The following is a 20,334-nucleotide window of genomic DNA, read 5'->3' on the forward strand; positions in this document are numbered from 1 at the left end:
GCGTGTGGTGACCTACCAATTCACCGCTGACCGCGCTGCCGTGCGTGCACAGGCTGCCGAAGCCGTGCGCACCGGCCAGATCCCTTCGGGCGAATTCAGCGCCATGTAATTTGGCAGACCAACTGCTTGGGTTGGATTGAAGCAGTTGCGGGACTTCCCATGGTGGTGGCACTTCGCGCGGTGCGGGTGCTGCTGCCATGGGGAGTGTTAACTGAACCGCAGGGGCGGGCAGGCAAAAAGGGCTCCCTTTGGGAGCCCTTTTTGTTGTTGGGCCGCATGGACTTGCGGGTGGCCACACGCTCGGCACGGTCAGCCCTTCATAGAATGAAGGACTGTTCGCACGCCGCTTCATGTCCCTCCCACCTTTCCCCATCCGTACCGAATGCCCCCCTGGCACCTGCGTGTGCGACCGGGAGGCGTTGCTGCAAGCACCGGGGGGAGATCTGCGCATCCTGATGCTCACGCGCAGCGAAGAAAAGAAGATGCTGGAGCGCCTGGAGAACCTGGGCAGTCTTGCCGACCTGCGCAGGATGCAGGAGCGCATGGAGCAGCAACTGGGCATCCGCCTGTCTATCACCCAAAGCCCGAACGAGGTGCGCAGCCTGCGGGGAATTGCGATCCTGGTGCACGAACAGCCGGGCCTGTGCCGCAAGACACGGCAGGCCATACCGGCTGCCATCAAGAAAAGCATGGACACCCACCCCCAGATCACGTTTGACCTGCTGGACGAGAGCGGGCTGTTTGGCAGCTCGTAGCGCAACCTGCCCCGCCGTACCGCACCAAGCCGCACCACCGCAGCGCATGCAAGACGATCTTTTTGGCGACACGCTTCCCAAGCCCCCGCCGGCAGACGTGCCGGCCAACGGGCCATCGGCTCCATCCCCCACGCAAGGCGCTGAGTCCACTGCACGGCGTACTCGGTCTGGCACGGTAGCCTCAGTTGTTCTGGACGACGCTCTGGAAGCCTTGGCTGCTGCCCTGCCCCGCCAGTTGTGCCTGGGCACTTCGTCATGGACCTACCCTGGCTGGAAAGGCCTGGTGTGGGAGGGCGAGCATTCCGACACGCAGCTGTCGAAACAGGGGCTGGCCGTGTACGCCCAGCACCCGCTGATGCGCACGGTGAGCATCGACCGCAGCTTCTACCGACCGCTCACGGTGAGCCAGTACGAGCGCTATGCGTCGCAGGTGCCCGACGACTTCCGGTTTGTGGTCAAGGCGCCCAGCGTGGTGACGGATGCACTGGTGCGCAGCGAAGACGGACGCGGTCGCCAGCCCAACCCGGCGTTCTTGAGCCCCGAGCTGGCCCGCAGCGAATGTGTGGAGCCGGCGCTCCAGGGCCTGGGCCACAAGCTGGGCGCGCTGGTATTCCAGCTCAGCCCCCTGCCGCTGGCGCAGCTGGATCGCATGCCCGCCTTGCTGGATCGCCTGCGTGCCATGCTGCTGGCCCTGCCCCCGCTGGCACCACTGGCGCCCGATGGGGTGATTGCCGTGGAGGTGCGCGACCCCGAGTGGCTGACGCCCGACTTTGCGGCCGTGCTGCGTGAAGCGGGCGCCACCTATTGCCTGGGGCTGCATGCCAAGATGCCGCCGCTCCCCGACCAACTGCCCCTGCTGCGTGCTCTGTGGCCTAGCCCGCTGGTGTGCCGCTGGAACCTGAACCCTGTGCACGGCCCCTACGGCTATGAAGAGGCCGAGCGGATGTACGAACCCTACGACCGCCTGCACCACCCGGACCTGGACACCCGGGCGGCACTGGCCGCAGTGATCGCAGGCATCACAGGCCGTGGACAGAACGCCTTCGTGACCATCAGCAACCATGCCGAAGGCTGTGCGCCACTCACGGTGCGGGGCGTGGCGGAAGAATTCGCTCGGCTGGCGGCCAGGTAAAACTCGACCCACCCGGTTTTATTGCTCCGGCGCCTGCTCGATGCGGTTGCGGCCGCCTTGCTTGGCACGGTACATCGCGCGGTCCGCGCGGCGTACCAGCTCTTCGGCCAGCTGCTCGCGCTGCGGCGCCATGGTGGCCACGCCGAAGCTCACCGTCACGATGCCCCACGGCGCACCCTCGTGCGGCAGGGCCAGTGCCCGGATGGCTTGCTGGATGTGCTGGGCCATCTCCAGGGCGACCTGGGCATCGGCGCCGGGCAGCAGCACCACAAACTCCTCGCCGCCAAAGCGCGCCACCAGGTCGCCATCGCGCCGTCCCCCGGTCTGTGCCAGCGTCAAGGCCAGGGATTTGAGGCAGGCATCGCCCGCCAGATGGCCGTAGTGGTCGTTGAAGTGCTTGAACACATCCACGTCCAGCATGATCAGCGACAGCGGTCCGTGGGCCCGTTGTGCGCGAGCCCATTCATGGGCCAAGGTCTGGTCAAAATGGCGGCGGTTGGCGATACCGGTCAGGCCGTCGGTGTTGCTGAGCAGCTGCAGCTGGTTGTTGGCCTGGGCCAGCGCCTGGGTGCGCTCATCCACCAACGTCTGCAGCTCCTGGTTGCGCTGCTGTAGGCGGCTGACGGGGTACACCTCGCCGTCTCGGGCCAGTCCATACGGGATGGAGATGCTGCTGTGCGCAATCTTCCAGTCATCGCCCTCCTGCCGGAAGACGAGCACCAAGCGGGCGGTCTCGCTGGCAAACAGCGGGTCGGGGTTGGGCAGGTGGATGTGGAAAAACGCGGTCACGGCCAGCACATCGGCGCCCAGTTCCTGCGGGAACAGGTCCAGCACCTCGATGCCGATGCGCCCGGGCACCTGCGCAAAGTCGGTCTGCGTGATGTCCACCCATTCGCTGCGGGTTTTGATGAGCTTGTCGCTGCTGCCCGCAAAGCCGCTGAAGTTCTCGCTGAAGCGATCCACCAGCCGGGCATCGCGTCCGGCATACATCTCGATGTACTCGTCGAACAGCATGCGGATGAGCCGTTGGCGTTCTGGTGACATGGGACGGTTCCTTGGCGGGGACGGAAGGTGCTGGGCAACGGCCTGAAGCGCTTTGCAAAGGCGCTGCGCCCGCGGCAGCTAACGCTTCGAACAAATGTAACACCTGCAACATTGACCTTGCCAGCGCTGCCTACCACGTTTATGTGCGCTGCCAGACGGTACACGCCCCTTGCAGCAAGCAGACTCTGGCACTGGCAAATCACTGTTCAGATGCCTTGGCTGGCCCGCCAACCGCTTGACCTGGTGAGGCAGGCACACCGGAGCGGCGTCGGTGTTGTGGCTCATACCGTCTTCGTGCCGCGAGGCGGAAACACCTGATGAATCGTATGGACAGCAACCAAAGACCATGGGAGTGGGGCAAGGCCCTGGCGGCCACTTGGCCCACAGCAGAACAAGTCCAGCGCTGGAAGCTGTGGCTGCGTTCGCTGCAAGTGAAGTGGGCACAGGGCTCCAGCACCCAGCACGGCCGGCTGTGGATGGCGCCCCCATCGCATGCCAATCAAAACCTGGGCGAGCCCAGTGTGAGCACCTGTGTGGCAGCCATGCAGCAGATGCTGCAGGTAATGGCGCGTGAAGCCGCAGAACGCCACGCCCTGGAGCGCACCATGGAAGGCACTCAGGCGGCACTGACCCAGGCGCTGGCCGATTTGGACCGCGTGCGCAACGGTGAGCGCCTGGCGCGACACCAGGCGCTGCACGACGAGTTGACCAACCTGCCCAACCGGCGCCATCTGCTACTGCGCCTGGAAGACTTGCTGGACCAAAGGCACTCCCTGCAACCCGGACCGACGGTGTTGTTCATCGACCTCGACAACTTCAAGACCGTGAACGACACCCACGGTCACGGCGTGGGCGACGAGGTATTGCGCATCACAGCCGCGCGACTGAACGCCGCTGTGCGCCATGGCGACCTGGTGGTGCGCCTGGGCGGCGATGAGTTTGCCTGCCTGCTCCGAGGTGTGGCGGACGAAGCGCCGCTACACCAGTTGTGCGCCAAACTGCTGCAGGCGGTGTGTTGCCCCATGAAGATTGGCCACCTGCAACTGCTGGTGCGCCCCAGCATCGGGGTGGCCATCTGCCCCCAGCATGGCACGCAGGCAGACGCCCTGCTGGCCTGTGCCGACGCAGCCATGTATGCCGCCAAGCGCGAACGATGCGGGTATGCGTTTGGAAAAACGGAAGGTACCGACATCACAGACCGCCCGGACCAGCACCCTTGAGCTGGAGGCCCTGGCTTGCGGCAGCCATCAGCCTGGCTTCGCAGCCCGCAACGGCTGCTCACACCTGGGTGGGTACGGTTACGAACAGACAAACGCACCACGGGGGCACACAGTGAAGATACGGCCAACCCCGCTTGGGCGACCGGGCTTTTCCAGGGAATCTTTCACCATGCGCCACCCGACACTTCAGCGTCACCAACAGCCGCTGCCCACCGCCCTTTCTGCGCTGATGATGGTGCTTGCACTGCTGCCGCTGCAGGGCTGCAAGCGCAGCGATATGGTGACCGAGTGGCCACCCGCCAGCCCGTCGCCGGTGGCCTATCTGGAAGACGGCGTGATCACTTCGCGGGTGCGGGCCGCACTCATCCTGTCACCCGTAGTCAATAGCTACAACATCCGTGTGGAATCGCACCAGGGCGTGGTGCTGCTCAGCGGCATGGCCGCAGACCCCACGCAGATCGACCTGGCTGTGTTTGTGGCGCAAACCGTGTCCGGTGTGAAATCGGTGGACAGTTTCATGTTCTCCAATGGCACCGCGCCGGCTCTGGCAGTACGCCAAGGCCACACGCCGGACCTGCAGGCGCTGCGCGCCAAGCGGTTGCTGGCTCCCGTACCCAGCCAGCTCTACCAGGAACGCCACGCCCCAACGGGTGCCGACGAGCACTCCGCCCCCGCCAGTGCAGTGCATGCCGATTCCCCCCTGCCCCCACCCATTCCGGCGCCTGAATCTCCCAATGTCATGCAACCACAGGGCATGCCCCGCGCCAACCGCTGGGTGACGATTGCCCACAGCGTGCTGGGCATTCGCAGCATTCAAGACGATCTGCAGATCAAACCGTGAATGAGAAGTCAACCCGGTACCCGCAGTCCTTAGCCAGAACTCCGGCGAGCTACGGGCTGCTGTATTTCATCAACCGACGATAGATGGCCTTGTCCGCTGCGTAGCAACTGCAGGCCTCGGCCTCCAACGCTTTACGGTTGAGCACGGTGAGTTCACCCCGCTGGTAGGTGATCAGGCCCGCATCCTGAAAGTGCCCCGCCGCCTCCGTCACTCCCACGCGGCGCACGCCCAGCATCAGTGCCATGAATTCTTGCGTGAGGTGAAACGAGTCCGACAACGATCGGTCCTGGCTCATCAGCAGCCAGCGCGCCAGGCGGGGGGCAATGAGGTGATAGCGCTGGCACGCTGCAGCCAGCGTCTGCTGGTGCAGTCGCGCCAGCAGGCAGGCCTGAATCAAGGCCTCCAATTCGGGAATCGCGTCGATCTGCGCACGCAACTGTTTGGCGCCAATGCGCCAGCTAGACCCGGCGCCCTGCACCAGGGCCCGCCACGGCGTGGCTGCGAGCCCCAGGATCAGCTCCGAGCCCAGCATGGCCTCTGACCCCACCATCCCCACTTCCAGCGGGGGGTGGCTGTCCACATCAATGACCAGCGACAAAAAACCTTCGGTCGGGAAATGGGCATGCGCCAGTGGTCGGCCGCGGGTGCTCAGTTCGGCTGAAAGTACCAGCTCGAAGGGCTCGCAGTGCTGCAGCAAACGCTCGCGCGCCGCAGTCGGCAGTTGCTGAAGAAGGGTGTTGTCTTTGCTTTGCATTGCGGGGCCTTGGGCTGTTGTCCGCACTGCACGGGAGTGCAGCGCCAGGACCCCTGCGCAATGCCTTGCCTTGCGCAAGGTGGAGCCCAGTGTGGGTGGCTTTGCGCGGTGCGACTGTCTGCCAGCGCACACAGGGTGCAGGCCCTGTGCGACGTCTTCATCCCGCAGGATCAGAGGGGGACCGATTCACACTGTCTGCCAGGTCGGCGCCCCTAGCTCGCTACGACCAATGGCAGCAGTCGGTCGTATTCCTTTTTGACCACCTCATAGCACTCGCAGGTGCGGCGCTCCAGCCCCGGGCGGTCCAGCACGTTGATGTGCCCGCGCGCATAGCTGATGAGGCCCGACCGCTGCAGCTTGAGTGCGGCCTCGGTCACCCCTTCGCGCCGCACGCCCAGCATGTTGGCGATCAACTCTTGCGTCATGATCAACTGGGTGCTGGGCAAGCGGTCCAGGCTCAGCAGCAGCCAGCGACACAGCTGCTGGTCCAGCGAGTGGTGGCGGTTGCACACGGCGGTTTGTGCCATCTGGGTGATGAGTGCCTGCGTGTAGCGCAGCAACAGGTGCATGACCGGTCCTGCATGTTCAAACTCGGATTTGATGACGTCCGCACGCAGCCGAAATCCCGCCCCAGCACTTTGCACCACTGCCCGGCTGGGCGTGGTTCCACCGCCCATGAAGATCGATATGCCCACCAAGCCCTCGTAGCCCACCACCGCGATCTCCGCCGACGCGCCATCCTCCAGCACATACAGCAGCGACACGATGGCACTGGTGGGGAAATACACGTGCGGCATGGCCGCACCCGATTCGTACAGCACCTGTCCCAAAGCCAGTTCCACAGGTTCCAGCAATGGAAGCCAGCGCTGCAGGTCTGGCTCGGGCAAGGCTGCCAGCAACTGGTTTTGAAGGGGGATATTGGAGCGTTTTATGGTGGAACCTTGGTGTATCGCGGTGCTGTGCCCCTGCGGCCTTGCCTGCCGCCTGGGCATGCCGCAAGTTTGTGGCAGCGCGCCGAACAAGGTCTGTACGGTATCGCACATACACACAATTACCAAATGCCGGATGTCAAGGTGCACCAAGGCCCCACAAAAGATGCACTCTGCGCATGCCCTACCCAGGCAACGGAATCACAAAACACTGGCCATCGGGCCCGTCACCCCAGCGTAGCCGCTCGCCCACCTGCAACCATCGGGCGTCCGGTGGGACGTTCGACGGCAAGACCGCTGAGGCTCCTGCGGCAACGCGCACCAGCACAAACCGCAGCGTGCGTCCTGAACGCACCAGCGTCAGCTCTGAACCCGGCCAGTGTGGCGGCAGACAAGGCGTGAAGAACAGCTCTTGCGCCCGCATCTGCAGCCCCACGATGGACTCCACCGCTGCTCGGTGCAGCCAGCCTGCTGCTCCGGTGTACCAACTCCAGCCGCCGCGCCCCACATAGGGCGGCTGGCTGTAGATGTCGGCCGCCATCACATAGGGCTCGACGGCATACACCGGCCCCCAGACGGGGTGCTGGGCGCGGTGCGCCGGACTCAGGTAGGTGAAGTAACGGTAAGGCACATCGAACGCACCGGGGTGCTCAGGCTTCTGCAGCGCCAGTTCTGCAGCGGCCATCAGCGCCCATACGCCGCCATGGGCATACTGCCCGCCGTTCTCGCGCACGCCGGGCGGGTAGGCCTGGATGTAACCCGCGCTAGGTGATGCATGGCGCAATGGGGGCATGAGGAGCTGGATCAAGCCTGCTGCGGGGTTGATCAGATGCGCCTCGACCGCGTCCATGGCCTGGCGCTGCCGCGCAAGCTTTGCTGCGCCCGAGAGCACTGCCCAGGCCTGCGCGATCAGGTCAATGCGACCCTCGTCCCGCGTGTGGCTGCCCAGGGCCGTGCCATCGTCAAAAAAGGCGCGCTGGTACCAGTCACCGTCCCACGCCTGGTTTTCCAGTGCCACGCGCCAGCCGGTCAGGGCAGCGTCCCAGCGCTGCACGCGCTCCCAATCGCCATGATCGCGGGCGATCGGAATCCAGTCGGTGACGATGGCGCACAGGAACCACGCCAGCCACACCGATTCACCGCGCCCACCGTCGCCCACGCGGTTCATGCCGTCGTTCCAGTCGCCCCCGCCCATCAGCGGCAGGCCATGTGCGCCGGTGCGCAGGCTGCGGTCTATGGTGCGGGCGGCATGCTCGTACACACTGGCCGTTGTGGCGCTGGCGCTGGGGGATTCGTAGATGTCTTCCGCCCCGTCGGGGATCGCAGAACCTTCAAGGAACGCCACCTGCTCCTGCAGCAAACCGTGGTCTGCAGTGCGCTCCAGATAATGAGCGCAGGCAAAGGGCAACCACAACAGGTCATCCGAGAAATGGGTGCGCACCCCGGCCCCGCCCGGCGTGTGCCACCAATGCTGCACATCGCCCGCTTCAAACTGGCGCGATGCGCACAGCACGATCTGCGCGCGCAAGGTGCCCGGCTGCGCCCAGGCCAGCGCCATGGAATCCTGCAACTGGTCGCGGTAGCCCGTGGCACCGCCCGCCTGGTAAAAGCCCGCTTTGGCAAACAGGCGCGAAGACACCGTCTGGTACAGCAGCCAGCGGTTGACCAGCACATCAAACAGTGGATCGGGCGTGGCCACCTGCGTCGCGCCCAGCAGGAGATTCCACTGGTCGAGGGTGGCCTTCTCTCGCGTGCGGGCCGCAACGGCCATGGCCTGGGCGCCCAGCGTGCGTGCCGCAGCCTCGGTGGGGGCGTAGCCCATCAGATACACGCGCTCAAACATCGCCCCGGCCCGCAAGGTCACCAAACGCGACAACGCTGCACAGGGGTCCAGCCCAAAACCGCTGCGCTGCCCCAGTTGCAGGGGTACCACCAGATCGCCCTGCGCATCGAAGAACTCGCTGCGGTCGCAAGTCCAGTCCAGGCTGTCATTGGCACGGTCGTCCGTGCCCGGCCCAGCCGAGGCCTCGCAGAAAAAGGCCGTGCCCCCGCCCAAGCCCGCAGCCGCCTCGGTCTGCGTGCACAACAGGCCCAGCAAGCGGCCATCGGGCAGTGGTGCAAAACACGGTGCGGTGGCCAGCGTGGCGCGGTCGCTGCGCTTTTCACCCATCATCCACTCCACCATGCCCACCAGGCGCAAGTGCTCGCGCCGGTTGCCCAGGTTTCGCACCTGCACAAACACCTGCTTGATGGCGGTGACGGGGTCCACGCACCAGCGCACCTCCACCTCCAGCGCGCCTCTGCGGTGGCGGATGGTGGTGGTGCCCTGGGCATGTTCCACGCCGTACACCACATCGGCGGCGCCCCAGGCCGAAGGCGTCAGGCTCCACACCTCGCGCGTGCGGCGGTCCTGCAACAACAGCCATTCGGCGGGCGGGTCAGCCACCGGGTCATTCGACCACGCGGTGAGCTGGTTCAGGCGGCTGTTGAGCGCCCAGGTGTTGCCTGCGCCGCTTTCCGACACCATGGTCCCCAGCTGCGCATTGGCCAGCACATTGACCCAGGGTTTGGCAGGCCGCAGCATTGCCGACACTTCAAACCCAAAGGTACCGGTCGCAGGTGCAAAGCCGCCCACTGGCGCGAGCACCGGGGCGCTGCCCTGGTGCGTGGGTACTTCGTCCGTGGCACCGCCGCGCCAAGGGCTGGCCATGGACACCCCATGGGCAGCCACCCAGGCCTTTACCTGGTGCATGAGGGCATGGCCATCAGCATGGAGGGTGATACGGGCCAGGCTCGCCAAGGTGCCCAGCTGTGCAGCCGACAGCTCATCGAGCCGCAGCACCCGCAGGCTGGTCACCGCCGGACCGGTGTGGATGGCGAGGTCGGCATCGTGGTGTTCGCGCAGCAGCGTCAGCTCGCGCTGCAAGGGCATGTGGTACGAGTGCGATTCAGTGCTGAGCACCACCAGGTCGCAGGCCACGCCGCCATGCGCCCATTCGCGCAGCGCCTGGGCCAGCGTGCGCAGCAGGCCCATGCCCTGGGGCGACCCGGCCATCACCAGCACCATGGGTCGATCACCCGACAGGCCCAGTTGCCAGAGCGTGCGCCGGTCACACACGGGGTGGGCTGCCTGAGCCTCGGTCAGCACACCCAGGTGGGTGCTGTGGACCTTGGGCAGCGTGAACACCAGCGCCGTGGTCAGTGCCTGCAGCGCGGGTAGGTAGTCGCGGTGCGGGCGGTGCGATGCCCACTGGATGCTGGCGAGCGTGGCCGACATGGCCGATGCCCGCTCCAGATAGCTGGGCTGGCGGTACTTGTCGATGATGGCCAGCAGCGTGGCCGGGTCTGGCGATGCCGCCGTGGCAAACGTGACACAGGCCTGCGCGCCAGGCGCAATGCGCAGCATCACGCCCAGGGCGGCTACGGGGTCCAGGCCCGTGTCCAGCGTGGCGGGCACCTCCGGCACACAGTCCAGCATCGCCAACGGCTGGCCTGGCGTGTGGTTGCGCCCCAGCCAGAGCTGCCGGTCGGTCTGGCAACGCAGGCCCAGCACATGACCTTGGGTATCGGCCACAAAGTGTGCAGCCTGCAGCGTGGCCTCGGTCTGCAGGCGGGGGGTGCGCACAAACCGCAGGGCCCGCTGTGCAGGCAGCCAATCGGCGGCAATGAAAAGGTTGGAGAACGCCGGGTGCGCCTCGTCGGCCGCGTGGGTGGCCAGGGTGATGTCCAAGGCCGATATCAGCTCCAGCTCGATCACCGCGTCGCCCAGGTTGCTCACCACCACCTTGCGCAGTTCGATGTCGTCTTCCGGGCTCACCCACACCGTGGTGTGCACGCGCAACCCCGGCCACAGTGCATCAAAACACACGCGGTCGGTGTGGAAGATGCTGCCGTACACCGCTCGCGCATCGGGAGCGGGGTGGCTGGTGACGGACACGGGCACGCTGGAGCCCATCTGCCGCACATACAGAAAGCTGCCATGTGCGTCCCGCAGCGCATCGTCGCGCCAGCGGGTGATACCCGTCTGGTGCCAGCGGCTCCACCCTGCCCCGTTGGCGCGCAGTGTGACGCTGTAGCGCCCGTTGCCCAGTAAGTGTGTGGGCTCCAGCGCGTGGGCGCCAGGGGTGACGTTGCGCACATGGTCTGGCGTCTTTTGCTGGCGCGCATGCAGCGGCAGACGCGGCGGTGTCGCCTGCAAGGTGGGCAGTTCGCGCGGGGCGCGCTCCTGCAGCAACGGCAGTACGGCCTCGATGCGGGCATGCGCCGTGCCCCAGCACTGGGCCACGCCGCTGAGCAGCACATTGGCCAGCGCCACGATGGTCATGCCCTGGTGGTGGGCCATGTAGGTGCTGACCAGGGTAAACCGCTCGCCGTGGGTCTGCCGTTCGGGCGTGAAGTCCAATGCCTCGTGGAAGCCGTAGCGCCCACGCGCCGACAGTGCTTCCAGGGTGCGGAAGTTGGCGCAGGCTGCGCGGGCATCCACCTGCGTGGCCAGCGCCGTGGCATAGGGCGCAATCACCATCTCGCCCACCGGCGTGCGGCGCAAGGCCAGGCGTGGCACGCCTTGCGGCGCGTACTGGTACGCCAGGGTGTGGTCGCGCCCAGCATAGGCGCATTCAGAAATGCCCCAGGGCATATCTTTGCCCAGCCCCTGCACCAGCGCCGCCTGCTCGCGCAGGGCCGACCGTCCGGCCTCGCCCAGTGCGCTGTGATACGGCTCAGCCATGACCAGCGTGGGCATCAGGTACTCGAACATCGAGCCCGACCACGAGCGCAGCACCGCATGGTGGCCGCTCGCAAAAAACGGCCGCCCCAGGGCCGCCCAGTGTTTCACCGGCAGGTCGCCCTTGGCCACAGCCAGGAGGCTGGTGGTGCGCGACTCGGACGCGAGCAGGTCATAAAACGAGGTGTCCAACTGCTGCTCGTCCACCCGGTAGCCAATGTGCAAAAGATGCCGTCGGGGGTGATACAGAAACCTGAAGTCAGCCTGCCAGGCCAGGGCATCCAGCCCCTCGGCCAGGGCCATGAGGCGGCGCGTGGTCTCGGGTGCGCCGCCGTGGTGTGCTGCTTGCTGGTCACGGTCCACCGACTGCAGTGTGGCCAGGTGGTCGGCCAGCAGCCACAGCAGTTCGTCCTGTTCGGTGGGCGGGCTGTGCACGATGGCCGGGTGGCGTGGCTGGGCCATGCTGCGCAGTTCGTCCTGCGCCTGCGCCAGCAGCGCGCGAAACGCCGTGGCCTCTGGCAGATGCGCTGCGTCTGGCGGGCGCATGCCAAGCAGGCGGCTCAGCGCAGAGGGGTGGTGCAACCCGCGCATGCCTGGGTGGTGGATGCCCAGCCGGGGCTGCAGCCGCGCCAGCGATGCGCGGATGGCCTGCTCGCCCGCCTGCGGCGACAGCGGCTGCGCCGCCAGCGCATGGCAGGCCTGCGCCACGGCCACCAGTTGGGCGCAGAGGTTGCCGCTGTCCACCGTGGACACATAACGCGGGTGCAGAGGCTGCAGGGTTTGGGTGTCGTACCAGTTCAGGAAGTGGCCCCGGTGCCGTTCCATCACTTGCAGGGTCGCGAGGGTGGCTTCGAGCCTGTCGAGCAGCTCCAGCGTGCCGATCCAGCCGAACTGGCGCGCGCAACTTGCGCTCAGCAGGTACAGCCCGATGTTGGTGGGCGAGGTACGGTGCGCCACCATTTCATACGGGGCGGTCTGCAGGTTGTCGGGCGGCAGGTGATGGTTGGAGGCATCTACACAGCGCTCGAACAATCGCCAGGTGTCTCGCGCCACGCCGTGCAGCAGGTCCTGGTCTTGTACCGACAAGGTTGGTTTGCCCAGGCCAGACGGAACGCGGTTGGCCAGCCACACCAGCAGCGGCGACAGCGCCCACAGCGCCAGCAGCGGCCCCACCAAAGTCCAAGGCACCAAGGTTCCACAGGCCCACAGTGCCAGGCCACAGCCCAGCGCCAGCAAGGGGGTCGCCTTGTGTCTGCGCAGCGTGGCGCCCAGGCCTGTGATCAGGCTGCTCTGCGCGGCCTCGGCCGTGGTCCACTCCAGCAGGTGCCAGCGGCTCACGGCCTGCCGGTGCACGGAGCGCACCACGGCATCGCCCAGCAGCAGCGCTTGCTGCGGCAGCAGGGCCAGGTGCCACACACCACTGGCCAGGGCGCGCAACAGGTCGCCCGATGCTTCGTGCACAAAACGCATGCCGACCAGCCCAAAGCGGCTGGGCACCCAGCCCGCCAGCGCGCCCATCAAGGGCGCAGCCACATAGGCAGCCACCACCAGCGCCAGCGTGCTGGCCAAAGGCAGGCCCAGCCCTACCAGGGCCAGCACCACCAGTACCAGCGATGCGGGTGCCACGAGCGAACGGCGCAGGTTGTCCAGCAGCTTCCAGCGGTTGGTGGGTGAGAGGCCCCAGCGATGGGCTTGGGCCAGAAAGGGCCACAGCTGCCAGTCGCCCCGCGTCCAGCGGTGCAGGCGGGCGGCGGCGGTGTCACTGTGTTCGGGCTCCGCCTCCACCAGCGTCACATCGCTCACCACGGCGCAGCGTGCAAGCGCACCTTCAAGCAGGTCGTGGCTCAGCACCTGGTCGGCTGGCAGGCGCCCGCCCAGCACGGCGTGCACGGTGGCCACATGCAGCAGGCCCTTGCCGGTGAAGCTGCCTTCGGCAAAAAAATCCTGGTACACGTCGGAGGTCATGGCGCTGTACGGGTCCAGCCCCTGCTGGCCCGCAAACAGCCACTGCCACAACGAGGTGGTGGCAAAAGTGGGCAGTGGCGCCAGCACCCGGGGCTGCAGGATGCCGTAGCCCTGCACCACGCGCTGGCCTGTGGCATCCAGCCGGGGCTGGTTCTCGGGGTGCTCAGCCACACCCACCAGGCTGCGCAGGCGGCCCGGGGGCAGCTGCGTATCGCTGTCCAGCGTGAGCACATAGCGGGTCTGCGGTGCGAGGTGCGAGAGTTCGTCCAGGTCCAGGAAGGCGCCCTGCCCCCCGGTGGCGAGTGCGGCCACCAGCTGTTCGAGCTTGCCGCGCTTGCGCTCCCAGCCGATCCACTGCTGCTGCGTAGGGCTGTAGGTGCGCGCGCGGTGCAGCAGCACAAAACGCGGGGCACTGCCTGGAGTGAAGGGGTGCTGCTGGTTCAGGGCCTGCATCTGGCTCTGGGCATGGGCCAGCAGCGGGCCGTCTTCGGGCAGGTCTTGCAGATCGGCATCCACACCGTCGGTCAGCAGCGCAAACTGCGCACAGGGCTCGGGGTTGGCCAGGTAATGCAGGTGCAGGCGGTGCACCAGCCGGTCGATGGTGCCGGTGCTGCTGAGCAGCGCCGGGATCGCCACCAGCACACGTGCCGATACCGGAATGCCCGCTGGCAGCAGGTAGCGGGGCATGTAGGTGGGCCGGACGGATTCGCCAATGAGCCGGTTGACCACGGCCACCACGATCTCGGAGACGGGCAGCAGCAACAAAGCGGCGACCAGCGCCAGGCCCGCAAGATGGGCTGCGCTGGTATCGGGCCCCGCCTGCACACCCCACAGGGGCGCCATCAGCCAGGCCAGCAGACCGAGCGAGCCCAGCAGCAATGCGCCCAGGTACAACGGCACACGCGACAGACCCACCGCAGAACGCCACAGGGACAACACATCGGTGGTATGTCGGCGCACGCCCAGGGCATGCTCCAGCTGGCCGCGCCCGGCGCCTTGCAGCCAATAGCCTGCCAACGCCTGTTCAGCCCCAGTCTCATCCTGAGGCTCACGGTCTGCGCCCGACATCAGCAATAGGAGCGTCCGCGCCACCGCGGCCTCGCCCTGCCCGCTGCGGGCTGACAGGTTTTCAATGCCATGCAAGGTGGTGTTGCGGGTGGACTCGTCCTCGGCCGCAAACACGGGCGACTGCAGCATGGCGCGCAGCACCAGGCTGGTCTGGCTGATGATGTCGGACCAGTCGGCAGCGCCCACCCGCCGCAGTGCGGTAACGGCATTGCCCATGCTCAGCTGGTCGGCGGCCTGGTTAATCTGTTGCTGGGCCTGCAACGCCACCAGGTCGGGCACCGCGGACAACAACCACTGCTGCACGGGCGATGGCGTGCCTGCAGCGGCATGCCCGCCCACCACGCCGCGCCCCATCATCGACTGCGCCAGGTGGGCAAGGAACACCGGGGCCACGCCACGCCGCTCCATGGCGGCGCAGGCAGCATCCAGTGTCAGCCCGTTCAGGTCCTGGCTGCGGGCGGCGCACAGGCTGGCCAGCTCCTGCGCGGCCTTGTGGCTGGCCAGGCGCTCTGCCAGGCGGCGCAGGTTTTCGATGAGCACCACGCGCAGCGTGGTGGGCAACGCCCACAGCTCGCCCTGGCTCAGCTCGCGGGTCTCCTGGTAAGCGTTCAGGTACTGCACGAGCAGCGATTCATCGAACGCACTGTCGGTATGGGCCACAAACGACCAGGCCACACCGTACACACGCGGCAGGCCCACCAGCGGGGCGTCTTTGAGCACGGGCAGCGAGCGGTAGTAACGCGGCGGCAGCCCGGCCCGGATCTCCTTGAGCTGGCTTTCGATCAAATGAAAGTTGTCAAACAGCCATTCAGCGGCGGGGCTGATCGCATGCTCGTCATGCGGTGCGTCAAACAGGTAGCGGTACGCGCCCCGTAGTGCGCGGATGTTGCTCTGCAGGCGCGGGTAAAACGTGGTGCGGCCAAAGGGCGCCTTGCCTGCGTCGTGGGAGGAACCGAGGTGCCGGCCATGCTCTTCGAAGCGGGCCACGCCAAACACTTCGGCCCGCAGGGGCTCCAGCACCGGGCCTGCCCGGGCATCGAGCATGCGGTCCATCGCGGAGGGAACCCAGGGCCATGGTGTGCGTAAGCCCATGCGCGCGCGCCCTACCGCACCAGCGATACAGCCCCCACCAGCAACGTGACCAGCAGTGCAACCGTCACCACATGCTCTGCCACCTGGGCCTGCAGCCATGCAGCGCCACCGAGCAACCGGTCCAGCGGCCCCCGCAATGCGCCGCAATGCTCCAGATGTTCACCCAGATGGGAGAGTTCCAGCAGCGATATGTCTGCCGGCTGCCCCACGGAAGACGTGTCCCACGCGGAGGCAAGGTTGGATGGATGGGACATGGGCGGCTCCTGGTACACAAGTGAATGGCGCAACCACATGGCGGGTGCGCTCCGATCCTCTTGTACAAGGGGCACATGCTGCGCGTCTGTGCGCTATCGAACAGACCCCAGCCAGTCTGATTTTTGCCCAGGCACCTCACCACCTGATGCCTGGCTTCGCTGGCAAAGCTACTGGCGAGGTGGGTAGCGTTGAAGTCAACTACAACGCTACTATTTGTATAGCGCACAGCGCAATACATCAAAGCACTAGCGGTCGATTTGATCCAAAAATAACGAATCAAACACTGCTCGGCACCAGCACGGCACAAGTCAGCGCCAGTCCATCACTGGACTACGAATTTTCAGAAGACACGTTGAACGCCCACCACCGTGCGCGCACACCGCTCAGGCAACCTGGGCGGCCTCGCGCAGGCTGTCCACCAGCGCCCGCAGCCCGGCCAGGTAGGAGTGGGGACCGAAGCCCTGCACCGTGGCCTTGACGGCGGGCGAGATGATGGAATGCGCGCGCCAGGCCTCGCGCGCAGCGATGTTGGACATGTGCACTTCGATCACCGGGAAAGGCATGGCCTTGATGGCATCGTGCAGCGGCACGCCGTGCTGTGTCAGCCCCGCAGGATTCACGAGTGCGCCCTGCGCTGCATCGATGTTCGCGTGCAGGAAGTCGATGAGCGCGCCCTCGTGGTTGGACTGCACGATGTCGAGCTCCACACCCAGCTCTGTAGCGAGCTTGAGCAAACGCTCGTTGATCTGGGCCAGCGTGGTGGTGCCGTAGATATGGGGTTCGCGGCGCCCGAACAGGTTGAGGTTGGGGCCGTGGAGGATGAGGATTTTCATGGGGTGTTCAGGATTGGGAGCGGCTGACAAAGCTCAGCGAAGCGGTTCTGGCTAGGCGCTGCGTCGCAGGCAGTGCGAATAGCACGACAAGACGCAGTAACGACGCCAGAAGAGTTTTGCCAGGCGCTCTTACTTGCGGATGCGGGCGAGTTCGTCGTTGTAGAGCTTGACGATCGCCGGGTCATAGGTGGCCGCGAATTTCTCGATCACGGGCTTGGCGATCTGCTGCATGCGCGCCAGCTCGGTGGGCGTGATCTCGTTGTAGGCCATGCCTTTGGCCTGCAGGTCACCCACCGAACGCTGCGCTGCAGCGCGGCTCACCTGGCGCTGGTAGCCACGCGACTCGTTGGCAGCGTCGTGCATCATCTTCTGCTCAGCGGGGGTGAGCTGGTCCCAGAACTTCTTGCTCACCAGCACGATGTTGGCGGCGTACACGTGGTTGGTGGCGCTCACGTACTTCTGCACCTCGAACATCTTGTTCGACAGGATCACGGCATAGGGGTTCTCCTGGCCGTCCACGGCCTTGGCTTCCAGCGCGCCGTACAGCTCGGCAAACGGCATGGGCACGGGGTTGGCCTTGAAGGCCTTGAAGGTCTCCAGGAACACCGGGTTGGGGATCACGCGCAGCTTGAGTCCATCAAAATCATCGGCCTTGGTGATGGGGCGCCTGCTGTTGGTCACGTTGCGAAAACCGAGGTCCCAGTAGCCCAGGGCCACCAGGCCCTTCTCGGGCAATCGGGCGATCAGCGCCTGGCCCAGGGGGCCGTCGAGCAGCGCATCGGCCTGCGCAAAGTTGGCCACCGAGAAGGGGAAGTCCACCAACCCGAATTCCTTGACGATGCCGGCCAGCGAGGTGGTGGCCGGGGCCGACATCTGCTGCACACCGCCCTGCAACGCCGACTGCTGCTGCATCTCGTTGCCCAGCTGCGAGGCGGGGAACTCCATCACCTTCATCTTGCCGCCGCTCTTGGCCGCCAGCAACTCGCCAAAACGCTTGACGCCAAAGCTCACGGGATGGTCGGCATTGTTCAGGTGCCCGAAGCGGATCACGCGCTCCTGCTGCGCGGCGGCGGGCAGCGCCATCAAGAAGGACAGGCCAGCGGCCGCCAGAAGGCAAGCAGTTTTTTTCACAGGGACTTCTCCACAAAAAGAGACCAGCAATGTGCACACCAGGCCCGGAGTGCATCGGGGACTGCATCGTATGAATAAAGTGGAAACTGTTTCCACAGTAGAAACCCTTTAACAGTTTTTGATACATTGCGCCCGAAGAACCAGCGCTTGGGTATCCTGGAAAAACCGGTTCACGATCACGAAGAGCCCCCGCCATGAGCAGCATCCTTGAACGCAGTTTCAAAGTCCTGGAGCACCTCGCTCCACACCCTGAAGGCAAGGCCCTGTCGAGCCTGGCCTCCGAACTGGACATGCCACTGAGCGCCACGCACCGCCTGCTGGCCGAGTTGATCCGTTGCGGCTACGTGCGGCAGGACCAGAGCCAGGGCAACTACATGCTCACCATCAAGCTGGTGTCGCTGGGCCTGGGCTATCTGAGCGCCACGGGCGTGGTGGACATTGCCCAGCCCCTGCTGGACCGGCTGGCCGCCGAATCTGGCGAACTGGTGCGTCTGGCCGTGGTGGATGGCGACGCGCTGACCTTTGTGGCCAAGGCGCAAGGGGCCGTGCGCGGCCTGCGCTACGACCCAGACATGGGCCTGTCGGTCAACCTGTCGTGCAGCTCGGCCGGCCACGCCTGGCTCTCCACGATGAGCGATGAAGCGGCCCTGGCCCTGGTGGCGCGCCAGGGTTTTGGCAAACCCGAGGACTACGGCCCCAACGCCCCCACCACCGTGAAGGCCCTGCTGGCCTACCTGCGCACCGCACGGCAGCAGGGCTTCAGCACCATCGTCGAGGTGTTCGCACCGGCCATGACGGCCATGGCCGCACCCATCCGGCAAGGCAACGGCCCGGTGATCGGGGTGGTGACCATTGCGGGCCCGCTGGTGCGCCTGACGCCCGAGCGCATGCAGGCCCTGGGCCCTGCCCTGCTTAACACCACGCACGAGCTGGCCATGGCCAGCGCGGGGTCGCCCCTGCTCAAAAAGCGCGGCTGAACCCCTTCAGCCCCTGGGTGCAAACAACGCCAGGGTCTCGTGCGCAAACGCGCCCTCGATCTCCAGCATGCGCATCTTGGTGGTGGCGCCGCCACCGGCCGAAAAACCGCCTGTCTTGCCGTTCGCCGCCAGGATGCGGTGGCACGGCACCACAGGCGCAAACGGGTTGTGGCCCAACGCCTGGCCCACGGCACGCGCAGCACCCGGTTCGCCCAATGCGGCGGCCATCTCGCCATAGGTCATGGTTTTGCCGGGTGGAATGCGGCGGGCCAGCTCGTACACGCGGGCGTGGAAGGGAGGCACGGCGTCGAGCGCCAAGGGCACATCACGCAGGTCGTCCTGCGCACCTTCAAGCAGGGCCACCACGCGTGCTGCCCAGGCTGCCACATCGGGTGGCATCGCAGCTTCGGCGAGCTGCGGAAACCGGCGCTGCATGCGGGCACGCGTTGCCACCTCGCCCGCGTCTTCCGGCAACTGCACCCCCACAAGCAGCGCCCCCCGCCATGCAATGCCGCAGTGGCCGATGGCCGTGGGGAACAGCGCATAGCCGCCTGTGGGGCGGTGCGCCGTGTCGTTGGCGTGCAGCTCTGCGGCCATTTGCTACTCTTTGAATAGCATTCAGGGCATGTAAATCAAGCGCCTCTGGCTTAATCAGCCCTCAGCGCTGCCCGCAACTGTGCACCCAGCTCGGGCTTGGCGGCAAACGGGTCGGTGGGGTTGCGACCCATCATCACGTCTTCCATGCGCGTCTGCACCGAGGCCAGGGCCTTGGGGTGGCTGTAGATGTAGAACTGGCCCTGGGCAGCAGCGTCGAAGACCTTTTGCGCGACCTCGGAAGCAGTCACCTTGCCACTGCCCACGGCCTTGTCGCTCATCGCCTGGCCGATGAGCTGGCTCTTGGTGGGCTTTTCGGCAGGCAGGTCGCCGGGGCGGTTGCGGTGGCTTTGGTTGATGCCGGTGGGCACAAAGAACGGGCACAACACACTGGCGCCGATCTGGTCAGTAACCAGCGACAAATCCTGATACAGCGTCTCCGACAGACTGACCACTGCGTGCTTGCTCACGTTGTAGATGCCCATGTTGGGCGCTGCCAGCAGGCCCGCCATGCTGGCGGTGTTGATGATGTGGCCCCGCCAAGCGGGGTCGGCCTTGGCGGCTGCCAGCATCATGGGGGTGAACAGGCGCACGCCGTGCACCACACCCCACAGGTTTACGCCCAGCACCCACTCCCAGTCCTTGACCGAGTTTTCCCACACCAGGCCGCCCGCGCCCACGCCTGCGTTGTTGAACACCAGGTGCGGTGCGCCAAAGCGCTGCTGCACGTCGGCGGCGAGTTGCTCCATCTGGGCGGCGTTCGACACGTCCACCTTGCGCGCCAGCACCTGGGCGCCTGCGGCCTGCATCTCGGCCGTTGCAGCGTCGAGCGCGTCCTGCTGCACATCGACCAGCACCAGGTTCATGCCCAGGCGGGCGCCAATGCGCGCGCATTCCAGGCCAAAGCCCGAGCCTGCGCCGGTGAGGACGGCGGTTTTGCCGGCAAAGTTGTCAATCATGTTTTGTGTCTCCTAGGGGTTGTCGATGGATGATGGGGTGCGGTCGTGAAACACGGGACGGC

Annotated in this window: 14 protein-coding genes and 1 pseudogene; 6 read left to right on the forward strand and 9 right to left on the reverse strand. The window is 66.0% G+C overall.

The features are described 5' to 3' along the window. From IB236_RS22595 to IB236_RS22605, 3 genes and pseudogenes are all read left to right on the forward strand, one after another. A pseudogene (locus IB236_RS22595) lies at nt 1-109 on the forward strand (DUF4148 domain-containing protein); the annotation flags it as partial. A gap of 241 nt (nt 110-350) precedes the next feature. Beyond that, complete coding sequence (locus IB236_RS22600) at nt 351-755, forward strand: hypothetical protein (RefSeq protein WP_056063453.1); 405 nt, start codon at nt 351-353, stop codon at nt 753-755. Between the two features lie 46 nt (nt 756-801). Then, nucleotides 802-1,887: a DUF72 domain-containing protein gene (locus IB236_RS22605; protein WP_192422301.1), complete on the forward strand. Its 1,086-nt coding sequence runs from the start codon at nt 802-804 to the stop codon at nt 1,885-1,887. A gap of 18 nt (nt 1,888-1,905) precedes the next feature. On the opposite strand, the gene IB236_RS22610 is transcribed toward IB236_RS22605, so the two are convergent. After that, a complete protein-coding gene (locus tag IB236_RS22610; protein WP_146871978.1) occupies nt 1,906-2,931 on the reverse strand; it encodes a diguanylate cyclase in 1,026 nt (341 codons plus the stop codon). 317 nt (nt 2,932-3,248) lie between these two features. On the opposite strand from IB236_RS22610, the gene IB236_RS22615 reads away from it, so the two are divergent. Both IB236_RS22615 and IB236_RS22620 read left to right on the forward strand, forming a co-directional pair. Beyond that, entirely contained in the window at nt 3,249-4,151 is a 903-nt protein-coding gene (locus tag IB236_RS22615) for a GGDEF domain-containing protein (protein ID WP_225581327.1), read from the forward strand. Nucleotides 4,152-4,320: 169 nt separating this feature from the next. After that, entirely contained in the window at nt 4,321-4,992 is a 672-nt protein-coding gene (locus IB236_RS22620; RefSeq protein WP_056746237.1) for a BON domain-containing protein, read from the forward strand. Nucleotides 4,993-5,041: 49 nt separating this feature from the next. Here the strand turns inward: IB236_RS22620 and IB236_RS22625 are convergent, their stop codons facing one another. The 6 genes from IB236_RS22625 to IB236_RS22650 all read right to left on the reverse strand — a co-directional run bounded on the left by IB236_RS22625 (nt 5,042) and on the right by IB236_RS22650 (nt 17,694). Beyond that, entirely contained in the window at nt 5,042-5,746 is a 705-nt protein-coding gene (locus tag IB236_RS22625; protein ID WP_056746240.1) for a Crp/Fnr family transcriptional regulator, read from the reverse strand. Between the two features lie 212 nt (nt 5,747-5,958). Further along, complete coding sequence (locus IB236_RS22630; protein ID WP_056746691.1) at nt 5,959-6,633, reverse strand: Crp/Fnr family transcriptional regulator; 675 nt, start codon at nt 6,631-6,633, stop codon at nt 5,959-5,961. 226 nt (nt 6,634-6,859) lie between these two features. After that, nucleotides 6,860-15,475, reverse strand: a complete 8,616-nt coding sequence (locus tag IB236_RS22635; protein ID WP_192422329.1) for a GH36-type glycosyl hydrolase domain-containing protein — start codon at nt 15,473-15,475, stop codon at nt 6,860-6,862. A 59-nt stretch (nt 15,476-15,534) separates the two neighbouring features. Beyond that, entirely contained in the window at nt 15,535-15,777 is a 243-nt protein-coding gene (locus tag IB236_RS22640; RefSeq protein ID WP_192422303.1) for a hypothetical protein, read from the reverse strand. A gap of 384 nt (nt 15,778-16,161) precedes the next feature. Then, a complete protein-coding gene (locus tag IB236_RS22645; protein ID WP_010465590.1) occupies nt 16,162-16,611 on the reverse strand; it encodes a type II 3-dehydroquinate dehydratase in 450 nt (149 codons plus the stop codon). Between the two features lie 129 nt (nt 16,612-16,740). Continuing rightward, nucleotides 16,741-17,694 (reverse strand): TRAP transporter substrate-binding protein, encoded by a 954-nt coding sequence (locus IB236_RS22650; RefSeq protein ID WP_192422330.1) that lies wholly within the window; start codon nt 17,692-17,694, stop codon nt 16,741-16,743. A gap of 242 nt (nt 17,695-17,936) precedes the next feature. Between IB236_RS22650 and IB236_RS22655 the strand changes: the two genes are divergently transcribed. Next, nucleotides 17,937-18,719 carry an IclR family transcriptional regulator gene (locus tag IB236_RS22655; protein WP_192422304.1) on the forward strand — a complete coding sequence of 261 codons (783 nt, stop codon included), beginning with the start codon at nt 17,937-17,939 and terminating at the stop codon, nt 18,717-18,719. 6 nt (nt 18,720-18,725) lie between these two features. Here IB236_RS22655 and IB236_RS22660 read toward each other — a convergent pair whose 3' ends face one another. Both IB236_RS22660 and IB236_RS22665 read right to left on the reverse strand, forming a co-directional pair. Beyond that, the gene (locus IB236_RS22660; RefSeq protein ID WP_192422305.1) at nt 18,726-19,316 is read right to left on the reverse strand and encodes a methylated-DNA--[protein]-cysteine S-methyltransferase; all 591 of its coding nucleotides are present in this window, start codon (nt 19,314-19,316) and stop codon (nt 18,726-18,728) included. Nucleotides 19,317-19,366: 50 nt separating this feature from the next. Then, nucleotides 19,367-20,272, reverse strand: a complete 906-nt coding sequence (locus IB236_RS22665) for an SDR family oxidoreductase (protein ID WP_056063479.1) — start codon at nt 20,270-20,272, stop codon at nt 19,367-19,369. Nucleotides 20,273-20,334: the final 62 nt, after the last annotated feature.

This window comes from Acidovorax sp. ACV02, assembly GCF_014851475.1.
Lineage (GTDB): Bacteria > Pseudomonadota > Gammaproteobacteria > Burkholderiales > Burkholderiaceae_C > Acidovorax > Acidovorax delafieldii.